Consider the following 16,205-nt stretch of genomic DNA (forward strand, 5'->3'; position numbering starts at 1 on the left):
GCGCAAGCCCCATGCAGGCCGCGAGTTCCGCCCAAGCCCCGCCCGGGCCCGGGTCCCGGGCGCGTGGTGCCCGGGTGCCCCATTGCGGTCAGCCCAACTGCCCCGTAGAACACGGCACATGAGTAGACCGGTCATCATGTCCATGCTCGCCGGAGCGATTCTCGTGGCGAGCGCCCTCCTCGGAGCGGGCCCGGCTCCGGCGGCCACCGCTTCCGTCGCGGCTCCCGTGTCCGCGGCCGCCGCGTCCACGCCCGCCGTCGCTCGATCGACCGATGTGCCCGCCGAGTTCGGCAGCGACTGGCACGACCCCGTCACCGCTGCCCCGCCCGTCGGCAGGCCCGCCGCACCGTCGTGCGAAGTGACCCTCGCCGAGGCGCAGTTCCGCGACTTCACGCCCTACACGGGTACGTACACCCCGCCGACGGGCTGCGGCGACCACTGGAGCAAGGTCGTGCTCCGGCTCGAAGGCAAGGTCAAGGGGCGCCAGTTCGACCGCCTCGGGTATCTGCATGTCGGAGGGGTGGAGATCCTCCGCACATCCACCCCGGAGCCGTCGCCCGACGGGATCGCGTGGTCCGTCGAGAAGGATGTGACGCGCTACAGCGACACGTTCCGGCGGAGCCGCGACGTCGAGATGCTCATCGGCAACGTCGTCGACGACACGTACACCGGCGTTCTCGACGTCAAGGCCACGCTGACGTTCTACGCGGGCAGGCCCACCGCGGCTCCCGACCGTGTCCTGACCCTCCAGGACGGCACCCTGACGACTCCGCGCAACAGTGAGCGCGTGATCGCGGAGGTGTACGCGACCGGGTCCGGCGGCGGCTGCGAGGAGTTCTGGTATCTGACGGTCCCGGACACGGCACCGTACTCCTGCAAGGCGGACAACGGCCCCTACCGCGAGGTGCAGATCAAGGTCGACGGCCAACTCGCCGGAATCGCCGAGCCGTTCCCGACCGTATGGACCGGCGGCTGGTCCAACCCCTTCCTCTGGTACGTGATTCCGGGGCCCCGCGCCTTCGACGTCAGACCCATCGAGTACGACCTGACCCCGTTCGCCGGACTCCTCGACGACGGGCGCCCGCACCGGATCGACGTCTCCGTCGTGGGCGTCCCCGAGGGACAGACCGGCTGGAGTCTGCCGGTCAACGTGCTCGTCTGGCAGGACGCGCGGCGCGCCCACGTGAGCGGTGCCCTGACCCGGGCCGAGGCGGGCGACCTCGTCAACTCGTCCACGTACACGCCCGGTTCGGAGAACCGGGTCGACACCGCGGGAAGGCACCGGCTGACGGTCGCCGGATACCTCGACACCTCGCACGGCCGGGTGCTGACCACCGTCAGCCGCACCCTCGCGCAGAGTTCCGTGCACCGCTGGACCGACGGCGAGAACACGGACGGTCTGAGGGCGACGTGGACCGACGACGAGGCGGTGACCGTCGACGGACGCGGACCCGCCGCGACGACGCGCACCCGGCGGACGTACACGATGGACGGCACGACGACCCTCGGCGCGGACGACCGGCTGCGGACCGTGCTGACGCTCGGCGACCGGGCCGCCGTGGCCGAGGCGTCGGGCGGCCGGCGCACCGCGTGGTCACGGCTCGACGACACCTACACGGGCGACGCGACGTACACGGCGAACGTGCCGCGCGACCAGCGCCACGCGGTCGCCACGACGAGTGAGCGCTATCGGCTGTACGGCTCGGGCGGCTGCTACGACCGCTCCCTGGTCACCGTGCAGGGGGTGCTCACGGAGGACCGCGCCGGCTGCTGAGCCCGGTCGTCCGCGGTGTACAGGTCGTCGCGGACATCGGCCGCCTGCGCCCGGCGGGCCGCGCGCCTCACCGCCGTCCGGGGCGAGGGCGAGAAGCGGACGGCGGTCCTCACCACAGCTTCCGGCGGGCCGGCCGCGTCACATCAGGACCGGTCCGCCCGCCGGACGCCTGGGCGGGTGGCGTGCTCCAGCGCCAGCAGGGCGGAGTAGTAGCCGCGGCCCGTCGCGTGGTCCATGCCCACCTCGCACATGCGGTTGGCCGACAGATGCGCGTCGAAGTCGCGGGAGGCCACGAACGCCGCCTCCTTGCGGGTGGCCGACTCGGTGAGTTCCCTGTGGAGCATGCCCCGGTCGCCCGCGAACGCGCAGCACCCGGCGTCGTCGGGCACCACCACCTCGTCGGCACACGCCTCGGCCACCGTGCGCAGCTGGGCCTCGTCGTCCAAGTGCCGCATGGAGCAGGTCGGGTGGAGCACCGCGGAGCCGAGGGTGCGGTGCACGGTGAGATGGGGGAGGAGCTCCTCCGCGGCCCACACCAGTGAGTCGACGATCAGGAGCGCGGCGTGCAACTCCCGGTTGTCGGCGGTCAGATACGGCACGACCTCCCGTGCGATGCCGAGTGTGCAGGACGAGGCGTCCACGACGAGCGGCAGTCTGCCGCCGGCGGTCCATCCCCAGGCCGCCTCGACGATGCGGTTGGCCATCACGGTGTTGCCCGCGTCGTACCCCTTGGAGTGCCAGATCGTCGCGCAGCACGTCCCCGACACGTCGTCCGGAATCCACACCGGCTTTCCCGCGCGTGCGGAGACCGCGACGACGGCCTGGGCGAGCGACACGTCTCCCGGACCGCCGAAGATGCGGTTGACGCAGGCCGGGTAATGGACGGCGACCGCCCCCACGCGCTCGGTACGGGGCATCGCGGAGGCGGCGGCTCCCGGCATCCGCGGCAGCCACTCGGGCACGAGATCCGGGCGTACGACCTTGCGTACGGCCCGCGTCACGGCGTTCACACGCCGGTCGCCGATCCGGTCCAGGGCGGCGACGGCCAGCCGCGCGGAGCCTTCCAGCGCGCGGAAGTGCCGCGCGGCCAGCGCGGCCGCCCTCTCCTCGCGCGGCGAGTGCCGGGCGTGCCGGAAGTTCTTCATCAGGGCGCCCGTGTCGATGCCGACCGGGCAGGCGAGTTTGCAGGTCGAGTCGCCCGCGCAGGTGTCGACGGCGTCGTATCCGTACGCCTTCAGTAGCCCGTCCTCGACCGGGGAACCGCCGGGCTGGCGCATCATCTCCCGTCGCAGCACGATCCGTTGGCGCGGTGTGGTCGTCACGTCCTGGCTGGGGCAGGTCGGTTCGCAGAAGCCGCACTCGATGCAGGGGTCGGCGATCGCCTCGACGTGCGGGATCGTCTTCAGGCCCCGTACGTGCGCGCGCGGATCACTGTCGAGCACGATGCGCGGCGCGAGCACTCCGTCCGGGTCGATCAGCCGTTTCGTGCGCCACATCAACTCCGTCGCCCTGGGCCCCCATTCGAGCTCGAGGAAGGGCGCGATGTTGCGTCCGGTGGCGTGTTCGGCCTTCAGCGAGCCGTCGAAGCGTTCGACGGTGAGCCGGCAGAACGCGTCCATGAAGGCGGCGTACCGCTCCACATCGGTCGGCCTGGACGCGTCGAAGGCCAGCAGGAAGTGCAGATTGCCGTGGGCGGCATGGCCCGCGACGGCGGCGTCGAAGCCGTGCCGGGTCTGGAGTTCCAGCAGCGCCTCGCAGGCCTCGGCGAGCCGCTCGGGGGGCACCGCGAAGTCCTCCGTGATCAGCGTCGTGCCGGACGGACGGGCGCTGCCGACCGCCGTGACGAACGCCTTGCGGGCCTTCCAGTAGTCGGCGACGGTCCGCTGATCGCGGGTGAGGGAGTTCGTCACCGACGGCACGGGCGACACGAGGGGGAGCCCCTTCAGCACCGCGCGGGCCCTCTCCTCGTACGCCTCCTGCGCGGCCTCGTCCGGAGCGCGGAACTCGACGAGCAGCGCGGTCGTCGGACCGGGCAGCCCGGCCCAGTCCCCGGGCACGCCCTCGACGCTCACCGAGGCACGCAGTGTGTTGCCGTCCATCAGCTCGACGGCCGAGGCGCCCGCGGCGGTGAACTGGGGTACGGCGGCGGCCGCGGCCGGCAGTGAGCCGAAGAACAGCAGCGCGGCGGAGACCCGGCGGTCCAGGGGCAGGGTGTCGAAGACGACCTCCGAGATGAAGCCGAAGGTGCCCTCCGAGCCGACCATCAGACCGCGCAGGATCTCGACGGGTGTCGCACCGTCGAGGAAGGCGTCCAGGCGGTAGCCGTTGGTGTTCTTGATCGCGTACTTGGCCCGGATGCGGTCGACCAGCCCGGCATCCGACTCGATCTCCGCCTTGAGCTCCATGAGCCCGGCGCACAGGGCCGGTTCCGCGTGCGCCAGCCGCTCGGCCGCGTCCGGTTCGGCCGTGTCCACGACCGTGCCGGACGGCAGCACGAACGTGAGCGAGGCAAGGGTGACGTACGCGTTGCGGGTGGTGCCCGCTGTCATGCCGGAGGCGTTGTTCGCGACCACGCCGCCGACCGTGCAGGCGATCGCGCTGGCCGGATCGGGACCGAGCACGCGCCCGTGCCGGAAAAGCGTGGCGTTGACGCGGGCGACCGTCGTGCCAGGAGCGATTCGGGCCCGCGCGCCGCCGTCGAGGACCTCGACCCCCGTCCAGTGCCGGCGTACGTCGACGAGGATGTCCTCGCCCTGCGCCTGGCCGTTGAGCGAGGTCCCGGCCGCGCGGAACACCACCTCGCGGCCCTTGCCGTGCGCGTACGAGAGGACGGCCGAGATGTCGTCGATGTCCTCGGGGACCACGACGACCCGCGGCACGAAGCGGTACGGGCTGGCGTCGGAGGCGTAGCGCACGAGGTCGGAGATCCCGGTCAGTACCTTGTCGGCGCCGAGCAGGGCGGTCAGGTCACCGCGCAGCGGCTCGGGAGTGCCCCCGGCCCGGTCCTCGGGGACCCGGTCGGCCGCGGGTGTCTCGGGACGCGGGTCAGGCCGCAGCGCGTCGGGGTCGGGCTCCAGCAGAGGCATCGCGCACCACTCCTCACGGGCTCACCGAGCAGCCCGGCCCGGTCGGCTGCATGCCGCCGACGACCGACGACCGACGACCGACGACCGAGTCGGCCGCCCGGCTGCTGACCGGCGCGGTGGTGTGCCGTTGCTCGAACGGTCCAGCGGCGGCAACCCCGCCCTGAGCCGCTTCACCGGCGGTGCACCGCCCCGAGTCGTCGCAGTGTGCGGTGTTCCGCGCCGAGCCGCTTCAGCGGCGGTGTTCCGCGCCGAGCCCTCTCAGCAAGGGTGCTCCGCCCGCGGCATGCCGTCCACCAAGGTGTCCAGCAGCCCGCCGAGCACCTCGCGCTGCTCGTCCGTCAATGGAGCCAGGATCTCCTCCGCGGCGCCGCGGCGCGCGGCGCGCAGCTCCCGCAGCGCCATGCGCCCCTCGTCCGTGACTTCGATCCGGATCACCCGGCGGTTGGTGGGATCGGGTGCCCGGCGCACCTTGCCGCTCGCCTCCAGGCCGTCGACCAGCGTGGTCACGGCGCGCGGCACCACTTCGAGGCGCTCCGCGAGATCGGCCATTCGGGGTGGTGAGCTGTAGTGCGCGAGAGTGCGCAGCAGCCGAGACTGGGCGGGGGTGATGCCCAGCTCGCGCTGCTCCAGATGGCGCTTCTGGATGCGGTGCACGCGGCGCGTCAGACGCAGCAACTGCTCGGCGAGCAGGCCGTCGGCATCGGGGGTGGTCATGCGGGAACAATATCAGGATGCCGTTCATTGTGAGTATAGGTAACAATGAGCTAGGCTCCGTCAGTCGTCGATCCTCACTGATGTGCTCGTAGTCCCATTTCCCCAGTCGTCCCGTTTCCCTAGGAGTCCATTGCGCCCCGACCAGCCAACCTGGAACCCGCCACCCGCCGACAAGGAACAGCCACGGCAGGTGCGCCGCATCCTGAGCCTCTTCCGGCCCTACCGCGGCCGCCTCGCGATCGTCGGCGTCCTGGTGGGCGCCGCCTCTCTCGTGGGTGTCGCCACGCCCTTCCTGCTGAAGGCGATCCTGGACACCGCGATCCCTGAAGGGCGTACGGGTCTGCTGACCCTGCTCGCGCTCGGCATGATCGCGAGCGCCGTCCTGAGCGGCGTCTTCGGCGTCCTGCAGACGCTGATCTCCACGACCGTGGGCCAGCGTGTGATGCACGATCTGCGCACGGCGGTCTACGGCCGTCTCCAGCGCATGTCGCTCGCCTTCTTCACCAGGACACGCACGGGCGAGGTCCAGTCCCGCATCGCCAACGACATCGGCGGCATGCAGGCGACCGTCACCAGCACCGCCACCTCACTGGTCTCCAACCTCACCAGTGTGGTCGCCACGATCATCGCGATGGTGGCCCTGGACTGGCGCCTGACCGTCGTCTCCCTGCTTCTGCTGCCGGTGTTCGTGTGGATCAGTCGCCGTGTCGGCAACGAACGCAAGAAGATCACCACCCAGCGTCAGAAGCAGATGGCGGCGATGGCCGCCACCGTCACCGAATCGCTCTCCGTCAGCGGCATTCTGCTCGGGCGCACGATGGGCCGGGCCGACTCGCTGACGAAGTCCTTCGCCGAGGAGTCCGAGGGCCTCGTCGATCTCGAAGTGCGGTCGAACATGGCGGGACGCTGGCGCATGTCCGTCATCGGCATCGTCATGGCCGCCATGCCGGCCGTCATCTACTGGACGGCGGGCGTCGCCCTTCAGCTCGGCGGCCCGACGATATCGATCGGCACACTCGTCGCCTTCGTCTCGCTCCAGCAGGGCCTGTTCCGGCCGACGGTCAGCCTGCTGTCCACCGGTGTGCAGATCCAGACCTCGCTCGCGCTGTTCCAGCGCATCTTCGAGTACCTCGACCTGCCCATCGACATCACCGAGCCCGAGAACCCCGTCCACCTCGACCAGGTCAAGGGTGAGATCCGCTTCGAGGACGTCGAGTTCCGCTACGACGACAAGGGTGCCCCGATCCTCGACGGCATCGACATCACCGTCCCGGCCGGCGGCAGCCTCGCCGTGGTCGGACCGACCGGCTCCGGCAAGTCCACTCTCAGCTATCTGGTGCCGCGGTTGTACGACGTCACGGGCGGGCGCGTGACCCTCGACGGGGTCGACGTCCGCGACCTCGACTTCGACACCCTCGCGCGTGCGGTCGGCGTCGTCTCCCAGGAGACGTACCTCTTCCACGCCTCGGTCGCCGAGAACCTGCGCTTCGCCAAGCCGGACGCCACCGAGGAGGAACTGCACGCGGCGGCGCGGGCGGCCCAGATCCACGACCACATCGCGTCGCTGCCCGACGGGTACGACACGGTCGTCGGTGAACGCGGCCACCGGTTCTCCGGCGGCGAGAAGCAGCGTCTGGCCATCGCCCGCACGATCCTGCGCGACCCGCCCGTGCTCATCCTCGACGAGGCGACCAGCGCCCTGGACACCCGCACGGAGCACGCCGTCCAGGAGGCCATCGACGCCCTGTCGGCCAACCGCACCACGCTCACCATCGCGCACCGGCTGTCCACGATCCGCAGCGCCGACCAGATCGTGGTCCTCGACTCGGGCCGTGCGGTCGAGCGCGGCACACACGAGGAACTGCTGGCGCAGGAGGGGCGCTACGCCGCCCTCGTCCACCGGGACGCGCAAATGGAGCCGACAAGATGACGATATGCCGGGTTTGTGTGCATTAGAGGGCTACCGTGCCCGTTATGCAGATGAACACTCCGCCACGGAGCACGATTCGACTGACGCGCCGGGGCCGGGTCGCCCTCATCGCGACCGGAGCCGTCGTGGCGGCCGCCGCCGTGGCGGTGCCGCTGCTGAGCATGGGAAACGACGACGCGCGCCCGACCTCGCTCGTCATTCCTGAGGGCTGGCGCTCCGGACAGGTCTACGCGGCCGTCGACAAGGCCCTCCGGGTGCCCGCCGGCACCACCAAGAAGTCCCTGGCCAAAGCCACCATCAAGCTTCCGAACGACGCCCGGGGCAACCCCGAGGGCTATCTCTTCCCGGCGACGTATCCGATCGGCGAGAAGTCGACTCCGGAGTCGTTGCTGACGTTCATGGTCGACACCGCGAACAAGAAGTTCAACGCAGCGCCGATCGCCGCGGGAGCGCAGCGCAACGCGATGAACGTCTATCAGGCCGTCACCATCGCGAGCATCGTGCAGGCGGAGGCGGCCACCAAGGCGGACATGGGCAAGGTGGCCCGGGTCATCTACAACCGCCTGGAGCGCGGTATGCCGTTGCAGATGGACTCCACCATCAACTACGCGCTGAACCGCTCCACCCTGAGCACCAGCCAGGCCGACACAAGGCTCAACAGTCCGTACAACTCCTATCGGCGCATGGGCCTGCCGCCCACGCCGATCGCCAACCCCGGCGAGGAGGCGATGCGCGTCGCGATCAACCCGCCGCCGGGCGACTGGCTGTACTTCGTCACGGTCAAGCCGGGCGACACGCGCTTCACGGCCAGCTACGAGGAGCACCAGCGCAACGTCGCCGAGTTCAACCGGAACCACAGGAGCGCGTCCCCCAAGGATTCGCGCACGGCTTCTCCAACGGCCTCTTCCACGGTCGCTCCGGCGGCCTCTCCCACGGTTCCTCCCGTGGCTCCTCAGTCGGTCACACCCGCGGTCACGCCTGCGGTCACGCCTGCGGTCACATCCGCGATCACACCCGCGGTCACGCCTGCGATCACATCCGCAGTCACCTCTGCGGTCACGCCCGCGGTCACTTCCACGAACTGAGTGCCGTACGGGGCATCACACGGCGACCGGCGCGTCCGCCAGCAGTCGCCTGATGTCCCGTACGGCGGCCCGTCCGGCCCGGTTGGCGCCGATGGTGCTCGCCGAAGGCCCGTAGCCGACCAGGTGGATCCGTGGATCGGCGACCGCGCGCGTTCCCTCGACGCGGATGCCGCCGCCGCGCTCGCGCAGCCGCAGCGGCGCCAGATGGTCGATGGCGGCCCGGAATCCGGTCGCCCAAAGGATCACGTCCGCGTCCACGCGCCGCCCGTCCGCCCACACCACGCCGTCCGGGGTGATCCGGTCGAACATCGGCCGCCGGTCCAGCACGCCGTCGGCCAGCGCCTGCCGGATCGCGTCGTTCAACGGCAGCCCGGTGACCGAGACCACGCTCCGGGGCGGAAGCCCCTGCCGGACCCGCTCCTCCACGAGCGCGACGGCGGCCCGGCCGAACTCCTCGGTGAAGGGGCCCTCGCGGAAGACCGGGGGACGCCTGGTGACCCAGGTGGTCTCCGCCGCGTGGGCGGCGATCTCCATCAGATGCTGGGTGCCGGAGGCGCCGCCGCCCACCACGACAACGCGCTGCCCCGCGAACGCGTCGGGGCCCGGATACTGCGCCGTGTGCAACTGCCGCCCGCGGAAGGTCTCCTGGCCCGGATAGCGGGGCCAGAACGGGCGGTCCCAGGTGCCCGTCGCGTTGATCAGCGCCCGGGCCGACCACGTACCCTCGCCGGTCTCCACGAGCAGCCGCCCAGCGGTCCCCTCCCGCACGGCCCGGACATCGACCGGCCTCCGTACCCGCAGGTCGAAGGTGTGCTCGTAGGCGTCGAAGTACTCCGAGACGACCTCGGAGCTCGGGCGGTCCGGGTCGGCGTCCGTGAGGTCCATGCCCGGCAGGGAGTGCATCCCGTGCACCTTGCCGTACGTCAGCGACGGCCAGCGGAACTGCCAGGCTCCGCCGGGGTGCGGCGCGTGGTCGAGCACGACGAAGTCCCGGTCGGGCTCGAAGCCGGTGCGCCGCAGGTGATAGGCGGCGGCCAGACCGGCCTGACCGGCGCCGATGACGACCACATCGACCTCACGCACGCTTACCCCGGTGTCGTTCACGCTTCTACCAACCGGACCGGGTTCCGGGATCTTCCCGTCGGACGCCGCACTGTGAGCCACCAGACGGGCCCGTGTCGGCGCCGGCGACCGACGGGCCGGCGACCGGTGGGCGACGCCGTCGCGGTAGGCCGGATTCCGGTCCCCGACGGTGCCGTGCGGGCGAGCCCGTGCACCCCGCAAGACGTGCGGGGTGCACGGGTACCGCACGCCCCGCGGTGGCCTCGATCGCGTGCGGAATCCGGCGCATGGGAGAGGATTGAGGCATGTCCGATGCCTTCACCACGCAGGTCCTGAACATCTCCTCCGGTTCGTCGGAGGCGGTCGTCGACCTCACCCGCGACTGCGAGGCCTTCCTCCGCGAGGTCGCGGCGGGCCGCGACGGTCTCCTGAACGTCTTCGTCCCGCACGCCACCGCCGGGATCGCCATCATCGAGACGGGCGCCGGCAGCGACGACGACCTCCTCGCCGCGCTGCACTCCCTGCTCCCCGCGGACGACCGCTGGCAGCACCGGCACGGCAGCCCCGGCCACGGCCGCGACCACGTCCTCCCCGCCATCGTCCCGCCGCACGCGACCCTGCCGGTGGTCGACGGAAGCCTGGAGCTGGGGACATGGCAGTCGGTGTGCCTCGTGGACACGAACCGGGACAACCCCAACCGCGAGGTCCGCCTGTCGTTTCTCGGGTAGCCCGGACGCGGCCAGGACGGCGGGGCCGGTCCCGGCCTCAGGACGGCTTGCGCCACACGGAGATGTGCTTCGCGGAGTCCTGGGTGAAGGGCGCCCCGTCCCAGTCCGCAACGCGCCGTTCCAGTTCGAGCCCCGCGATCCGTGCCATCAGGTCGAGTTCCGCCGGCCACGCGTACCGGTGCCGGGAGGCGTCGCGGCGATAGCGGCCGTCGTCGCCGTCGCGGGTGAGGTGGTGCGAGACGAGGATCTGCTCGACGAGGTCGAACGTGTCGAAGCCGAGGTGCCGTTCGGAGACGTCGAACGGCACCGCGACCTGTCCGGGAGGCAAGAACCGCAGCGGCGGAACACCCAGCTCGATGACGAACCGGCCGCCAGGCGTCAGATGGCGCGCGGCGTTGCGGAAACACTCGACCTGTTCGTCCTGCGTGAGCAGGTTCGTGATCGTGTTGTAGACGAGATAGACCAACGTGAACTCGCCGGGGACGAGGGTCGTGGCCATGTCCCCGATGGCGACCGGGAGAGTGTCCTCGTCGAGCTTGTGCCGCAGGACGGCCGCCATGTGCTCCGACAGTTCGATGCCCGCGACCGGCACGCCCCGTTCCCGTAGCGGGACGCCCACTCGTCCGGTTCCGATGGCGAACTCAAGCGCCCTGCCCCCTCCGGCGAGTTCGGCGAGGAAGGCGAGAGCCGGTGCGAGAGCGGCGGCCGAGGAGTTCTCGCTCTCCTCGGCGTCGTAGCGGTCGGCGGTCGCACGGGTCCACAGCTCGCTGCTCGTCATGGGAGGCCACTTTGGCGGGGCGCGGCGGCCCCTGTCGACGCATTTACGCTCCGGCTCCGAGCACTCGCTCCGGCTCCGAACAACCACGGCGAGGCAGGCACATGTGCCGCGGCACCGATGCGTCCTCCTGTCGGAGGTGGTCGTTATGGTGCTGCCGAGTTGATCAGGGAATCAGCCTGTGTCCGGTCCCACGGAGGCGGGCCGGGGTGGGAGGGGCAGGCACATGACCGCGGTCGAGGTCTCGTACGCACAGGCGTGGAACACCGAGGCGCGTCGCGAATGCGGGCCGCTGTCGCTGGATGAGGCGCGAAGGAAGGACGGCGACGGGCACTCGTACGTGGTGATCCATCGGGCACCTGGGCGAACCATGCCCTTGCAGGTGCACCTCGTGTCCTGGGGTGATCACTACGTCGGGCAATGGACCTACGACGAGCTGGGGCGGGTGACCGAAGAGGCGGACCTGCGGCTCCTCGAAACGGACCGCCTGTTTCTGCGGCGGCGCGTGGAGAGGCGATACGCCTCGCCGGACGAGCCGGACCGGGCACCCGACGGCTGGCGCCTCACGGTGGACCTGTTTCCCGACGGCCGGGGGACGAAGGTGCTCGAGGAGCGCGGTGAGAAGGGTGGTTCGTTCCACACACGGGCCGACGTGCCGGAGTCGGAGCGGTGGCGTCCGCGGTCGGAGTTCGGCGTTGGTGCGGCCCGGATTGCGGGTGGCGTTCCGGGGTGCGAGCCGGGAGAGCGCACAGCCCGGAGCACCTTCGGGGAAGAGCCGGAACCGCGGTCCTTCGGGGAAGAGCCGGAACCGCAGTCCCTGTGGAGGCCGCCCAGGCCGGGTCGGCCGGGACTCGCCCTGAACGAACTCCTTCGGCCGGGTCGCCGGTTCACCTCGGAGTGCTGGGGCGAGATGGCTGTCGCGGAGATTCGGCACATCGCCACGCTCCGGGTTCCCAGCGGCCGGCTGGTCGTCGCGGACCCCATGGATCGGTGCGACCCGAGGGAACTCACCGAGCGCATCCCGCCCGGTGAGTATCCCCTGCAGGCGGCCGTTCTCGTCGGTGAGGGCGACTACTGCGGCGAACGGTTCCCGGTCACGGAGGAACCCCTGGTGCGTCTGCTGATTGCCGCCGAACCGGCGGTCACGTGGGAGATGGGACTCAGCGAGGGAGACGATCCCCGACTCCTTCTGGACGGCCACGCCTACGGCTTCGGCACCGACACCGCGACAGGCGGTTTCGCCGACGCCTCGGGCTGGAAGGCGCTGTCCGGGAAGATCCGGCGCTACTACGAGGAGGGCGACGAACTCGGCGACGAAAGCGGCGCCGAGTTCGTCACGGACGGCTGCCTCCGTGCCACCGACGAGGAGACCGGTGGCGACCTGGTCTCGTTCTGCACCGAGGGCGACGGGACCTGGCCGGTCTGGCTGGGCCGCTCCGCCACAGGCGAACTGGTCGCGGTCACGGTGATCACGTCGTGGCTGATGGATCTCCGGCCCGTGTGACTGCCAGGATGCACGGTGGACCCGATGGACCCGGCGGATCCCGATCGACCACGGGTGTTCTCGGTGGCCCCGGTGCACCAACTGGCCCTGCAGAGCCGTGGCCTTGGCAAGACGGGTCGCTTGACTTCGAGTGGGCCCCACGCCCTGGCGTCACGGTGATCGGTGCGGCGACGTTCCTGCGGAGACCGGCTCGCTGTCGTGGGCCTGTCGTTCCCGGAGAAGGAGGAGCCCCATGAAGGTGCTGGTGACCGGCGGGACGAGTGGGCTGGGACTGGCCATGGCGTCCGCTCTGGCCGCGGCGGGGGCGACTGTTGCGCTGACCGGGCGATCCGGTCGTCGGGCGAGTTCGGTCGCCGCCGGGCTGCCGGGAGCGATCGGTATCGAGTTGGACGTCCGGGACGAGTCCTCGGTGGCGAGGGCGGTCGACCGGGCGGAGGCGCGGCTCGGCGGCATCGACATGCTGGTGAACAACGCCGGGATCGGCATGCGGACCGTCGACCCGCACTTCATGACACGCCCGCAGGGCTTCTGGGAGGTACCGGTCGACGGCTTCCGCGCGGTCGTGGAGACCAATCTGACCGGCTACTTCCTGGTCGCGCGCGAGGTCGTACCACGGATGCTGGCCACACCCGGCGGCGGTCGCATCGTCAACATCTCGGTGAGCGAAACGACGATGCGCCGGGCCGGGTTCGTTCCTTACGGGCCCTCACGCGCCGGCAGTGAGTCCCTGTCCCGGATCATGGCAGCCGACCTGCGGGACAGCGGTGTCACGGTCAACCTGCTGCTTCCCGGAGGCGCGACCGTGACGGGGATGCTGCCCTCGGAGGCCGTGGCGGAGGAGGGTCGGACGTTCCTGGAGCCCGCCGTGATGGGCCCGCCCATCGTCTGGCTGGCGTCCGACGACGCGGCCGGCGTGCACGACGAGCGGATCGTCGCCGTCGAGTTCGAGAGCTGGCTGCGCGAGAGGAAGAGCGGGCGGTAGGGCGGGCGGCGGGACGGGGAGCGGCATGGGCATCGGCTGTCGTACGCACCACTGGGGGCACGCCTGGTGGCCCGTACGACGGTAGAGCGAGCGCCGTCGGCCCCGCCCATGCCGGAGAACAGATCGCTCAAGCTCCGTAGGCTCAGGCTCCGTAGGCCAAGAGCGCCATCATGCCGGCCTCGCTGTGATAGGCGTTGTGGCAGTGCAGCATCCACTGTCCGGGGTTGTCGGCGTCGAAGACGACGGACACCTTCGTCCTGGGCAGCACGATGGTGGTGTCCTTGCGCGGGCCGCTGCTGTCGAGCTGGTAGGTGTGGCCGTGCAGGTGCATCGGGTGCCACATCCTCGTGGCGTTGACGAAGTCGAGTTGGACCCGCTGGCCCTCCTGGACGAGCAGCGGGTTCGCGGTCGGGTCGGCCATGTCGAACTGCTTGCCGTTGATGGCCCAGTCGTACGTGCCCATGCTGCCGGTCAGTTTGACGCGGAGAACCTGGTCGGGTTCCTTCGACTCCAGCCGTACGTCGTCGCTCGCGCGCAGCTGTTCGGCGGTCACCATCCGGCCGTCCAGTTCGGCCGGCCGCACGGTCGGCTCCGGCGTGTTTCCCGATCCGGTGCGCACCAGAGCCATCCCAGCCACGTCCTTGCCCTCGGCGACCGCGACGAGCGGGAAGACGCCGTCGTCAAGGGTGACCAGGACGTCGTATCGCTCGCCCATGGCGACCAGCAGGGCGTCGACCTCCTCGTGCTCGACGGGGAAACCGTCGGTGTGGGTGATGGTCATCCTGTGGCCCCCGAGCGCCACCCGGTAGGCGGTGTCGGCGCCCGCGTTGATGATCCTGAGGCGCACACGCTTGCCGGACTTGCCGTTGTATACGGCCGGGTCGGTCGGCACTCGCCCATTGACCAGGTGGTACGGGTAGTTCACGTCCCCGGCGTCGCTGCCGAGCAGACGGCTGGCGGCGCCGATGAGCCTGAACCTCGTCGACGTGCCGTCGCCGGAGGACGGGGACGGGGACCGGTTCGGCGAGGACGCCGGGCCCTTCGAGCCGGTGCTTTTCATGTCCATGCCGGACGAGTGATGGCTGAGCTCGGCGAAGACATCGTCGGGCGTACCGGTCACACCGTCGAGCCAGTCGTCGAGGACGACGACCCACTCGTCGTCGTACGACAGCGGCTCCCTGGGATCCTCGACGATCAGCGGCGCGTACAGACCGCGGTCGACCTGGACACCCACGTGCGGGTGGAAGAAGTACGTGCCGGGTGTGTTGGCGACGAAGCGGTACGTGAAACTGGATCCGGGGCGCACCGGGGTCTGGGTGACCGGCGGTACGCCGTCCATGTCGCTGCGCAGCGAGATGCCGTGCCAGTGGATGGACGTCGTCGTGGCGCCGGGCAACTGGTTGGAAATCTCGGCCGCGAGGGTGTCGCCGGCGGCGATGCGGATCTCCTTGCCGGGAACGCTTCCGCTGAAGGCCCAGGACTTGGCCAGGATGCCGCCGCCCAGGTCGAGCGTGGCGGGCGCGGCGGTCACGTTGAGGCTCTGAACCCTGCCCGTACCGCTCCTCTTCTTCTCCGCGCGGGCGACCTGGGAACCGGAAGGGCTGAGGAGGGAGGGGGTGTTGGTGGCCTCGTTGCCGCAGCCGGCGAGCAGGCCGGTACCTGCCGCTCCCAGTCCGGCGAGGACGGAGCGACGGTTGATGCTGTTCACGAAAAGTCCTCTTCTCGATGCGCGACAGGTGCTTCGGGTCGGTCCACGCACGGCTGGGCGGCGTCAGGGGACGCGGGAAGCCGTGGCGCGGCCTATATGCGCGGTCGAGAGAGGAATGGCCGGTCCGGAGACAGATTCCGGCACGAAGTGAAGTGGAGCCACCGACATCGCACTGACAGTCGGGTCGGGGAGCTCGTGGGGGAGCAGTACGGCGGCCATGGGGCACAGCTTGACGACCAGACCGCGAACCCAGCGGGCGGCGCCACCGAACCGGGCCCAGGGCAACTTTCGTACCGTCATCAGGGGCGTCCGCACTTCCTGCGAGCTAGGACCGCCACCATACCCTGCATGGGTATGCGTGCCCGGGAACCGTCGATCAAGAATCAGCCGAGCGGACCATGGGCGGAGCGGTGGTGCCCGTCGTGACTGTGATGACGCGGCGGATGCGTGGTGCCGCCGTCGGTGTGACGGGGAGCTTCCGCCGTGTCGGTGGCGCTGGGACGCGCGCCGGCCAGGGTGACCGCGACGAGGCGGTGCACCGCGGCCTCGGAGGCCAGGTCGCCGGCGGCCGTCAGGGCGTGCAGGCAGTAGCTCGCGAGTTCACCGGGCGCGATGTCGCCGCGGACGAATCCGGCCTGTGCGCCCTCGGCCAGGAGCTCCTCGACCATGCCGTGGAGCCTCTGCTGTGCATGCGCGACCTGGCTGTCGCGGTGCAGGAACGTCGCGAGGTCGCCGTCGTGGTGCTTGCGCGACGCGCGGGAGATGAGGGCGAAGGCTCGCAGCACTGCTTCGAGACGCTCGCCGGCTCCTTGGGTCCGATCCCGGACCTCGGCCAAATGGTCGAGGTGGTGGCCGAT

At 70.6% G+C, this 16,205-nt stretch carries 11 protein-coding genes and 1 pseudogene; 6 read left to right on the forward strand and 6 right to left on the reverse strand.

Going from position 1 to position 16,205, the window contains the following annotated elements:
* The first annotated feature begins 118 nt into the window (after positions 1-118).
* Entirely contained in the window at positions 119-1,774 is a 1,656-nt protein-coding gene (locus ACZ4N5_RS18975) for a peptide-N4-asparagine amidase (protein ID WP_467758200.1), read from the forward strand.
* A 143-nt stretch (positions 1,775-1,917) separates the two neighbouring features.
* On the opposite strand, the gene ACZ4N5_RS18980 is transcribed toward ACZ4N5_RS18975, so the two are convergent.
* Both ACZ4N5_RS18980 and ACZ4N5_RS18985 read right to left on the reverse strand, forming a co-directional pair.
* A complete protein-coding gene (locus ACZ4N5_RS18980; RefSeq protein ID WP_467758201.1) occupies positions 1,918-4,860 on the reverse strand; it encodes an FAD-binding and (Fe-S)-binding domain-containing protein in 2,943 nt (980 codons plus the stop codon).
* Positions 4,861-5,118: 258 nt separating this feature from the next.
* Positions 5,119-5,574, reverse strand: coding sequence for a MarR family winged helix-turn-helix transcriptional regulator (locus ACZ4N5_RS18985; protein ID WP_467758202.1), 456 nt, complete (start codon positions 5,572-5,574; stop codon positions 5,119-5,121).
* Between the two features lie 130 nt (positions 5,575-5,704).
* On the opposite strand from ACZ4N5_RS18985, the gene ACZ4N5_RS18990 reads away from it, so the two are divergent.
* Together ACZ4N5_RS18990 and mltG are read left to right on the forward strand one after the other, a co-directional pair.
* The gene (locus tag ACZ4N5_RS18990; RefSeq protein ID WP_467758203.1) at positions 5,705-7,504 is read left to right on the forward strand and encodes an ABC transporter ATP-binding protein; all 1,800 of its coding nucleotides are present in this window, start codon (positions 5,705-5,707) and stop codon (positions 7,502-7,504) included.
* Between the two features lie 44 nt (positions 7,505-7,548).
* Positions 7,549-8,379, forward strand: a pseudogene (gene mltG / locus ACZ4N5_RS18995) (endolytic transglycosylase MltG); the annotation flags it as partial.
* Between the two features lie 225 nt (positions 8,380-8,604).
* Here mltG and ACZ4N5_RS19000 read toward each other — a convergent pair.
* A complete protein-coding gene (locus ACZ4N5_RS19000; protein ID WP_467758204.1) occupies positions 8,605-9,693 on the reverse strand; it encodes an NAD(P)-binding domain-containing protein in 1,089 nt (362 codons plus the stop codon).
* 263 nt (positions 9,694-9,956) lie between these two features.
* On the opposite strand from ACZ4N5_RS19000, the gene ACZ4N5_RS19005 reads away from it, so the two are divergent.
* On the forward strand, positions 9,957-10,379 hold the full coding sequence (locus ACZ4N5_RS19005) for a secondary thiamine-phosphate synthase enzyme YjbQ (protein WP_467758205.1): 423 nt from the start codon (positions 9,957-9,959) through the stop codon (positions 10,377-10,379).
* Between the two features lie 37 nt (positions 10,380-10,416).
* On the opposite strand, the gene ACZ4N5_RS19010 is transcribed toward ACZ4N5_RS19005, so the two are convergent.
* Positions 10,417-11,157: a class I SAM-dependent DNA methyltransferase gene (locus ACZ4N5_RS19010; protein ID WP_467758206.1), complete on the reverse strand. Its 741-nt coding sequence runs from the start codon at positions 11,155-11,157 to the stop codon at positions 10,417-10,419.
* A gap of 223 nt (positions 11,158-11,380) precedes the next feature.
* Between ACZ4N5_RS19010 and ACZ4N5_RS19015 the strand changes: the two genes are divergently transcribed.
* The gene (locus ACZ4N5_RS19015) at positions 11,381-12,658 is read left to right on the forward strand and encodes a DUF4241 domain-containing protein (protein ID WP_467758207.1); all 1,278 of its coding nucleotides are present in this window, start codon (positions 11,381-11,383) and stop codon (positions 12,656-12,658) included.
* Between the two features lie 232 nt (positions 12,659-12,890).
* On the forward strand, positions 12,891-13,640 hold the full coding sequence (locus ACZ4N5_RS19020; RefSeq protein ID WP_467758208.1) for an SDR family NAD(P)-dependent oxidoreductase: 750 nt from the start codon (positions 12,891-12,893) through the stop codon (positions 13,638-13,640).
* Positions 13,641-13,782: 142 nt separating this feature from the next.
* Here ACZ4N5_RS19020 and ACZ4N5_RS19025 read toward each other — a convergent pair whose 3' ends face one another.
* Complete coding sequence (locus tag ACZ4N5_RS19025) at positions 13,783-15,348, reverse strand: multicopper oxidase family protein (protein ID WP_467758209.1); 1,566 nt, start codon at positions 15,346-15,348, stop codon at positions 13,783-13,785.
* A 383-nt stretch (positions 15,349-15,731) separates the two neighbouring features.
* Positions 15,732-16,133 carry an SbtR family transcriptional regulator gene (locus ACZ4N5_RS19030; RefSeq protein WP_467758210.1) on the reverse strand — a complete coding sequence of 134 codons (402 nt, stop codon included), beginning with the start codon at positions 16,131-16,133 and terminating at the stop codon, positions 15,732-15,734.
* Positions 16,134-16,205: the final 72 nt, after the last annotated feature.

The organism is Streptomyces sp. NPDC026500 (assembly GCF_055567635.1).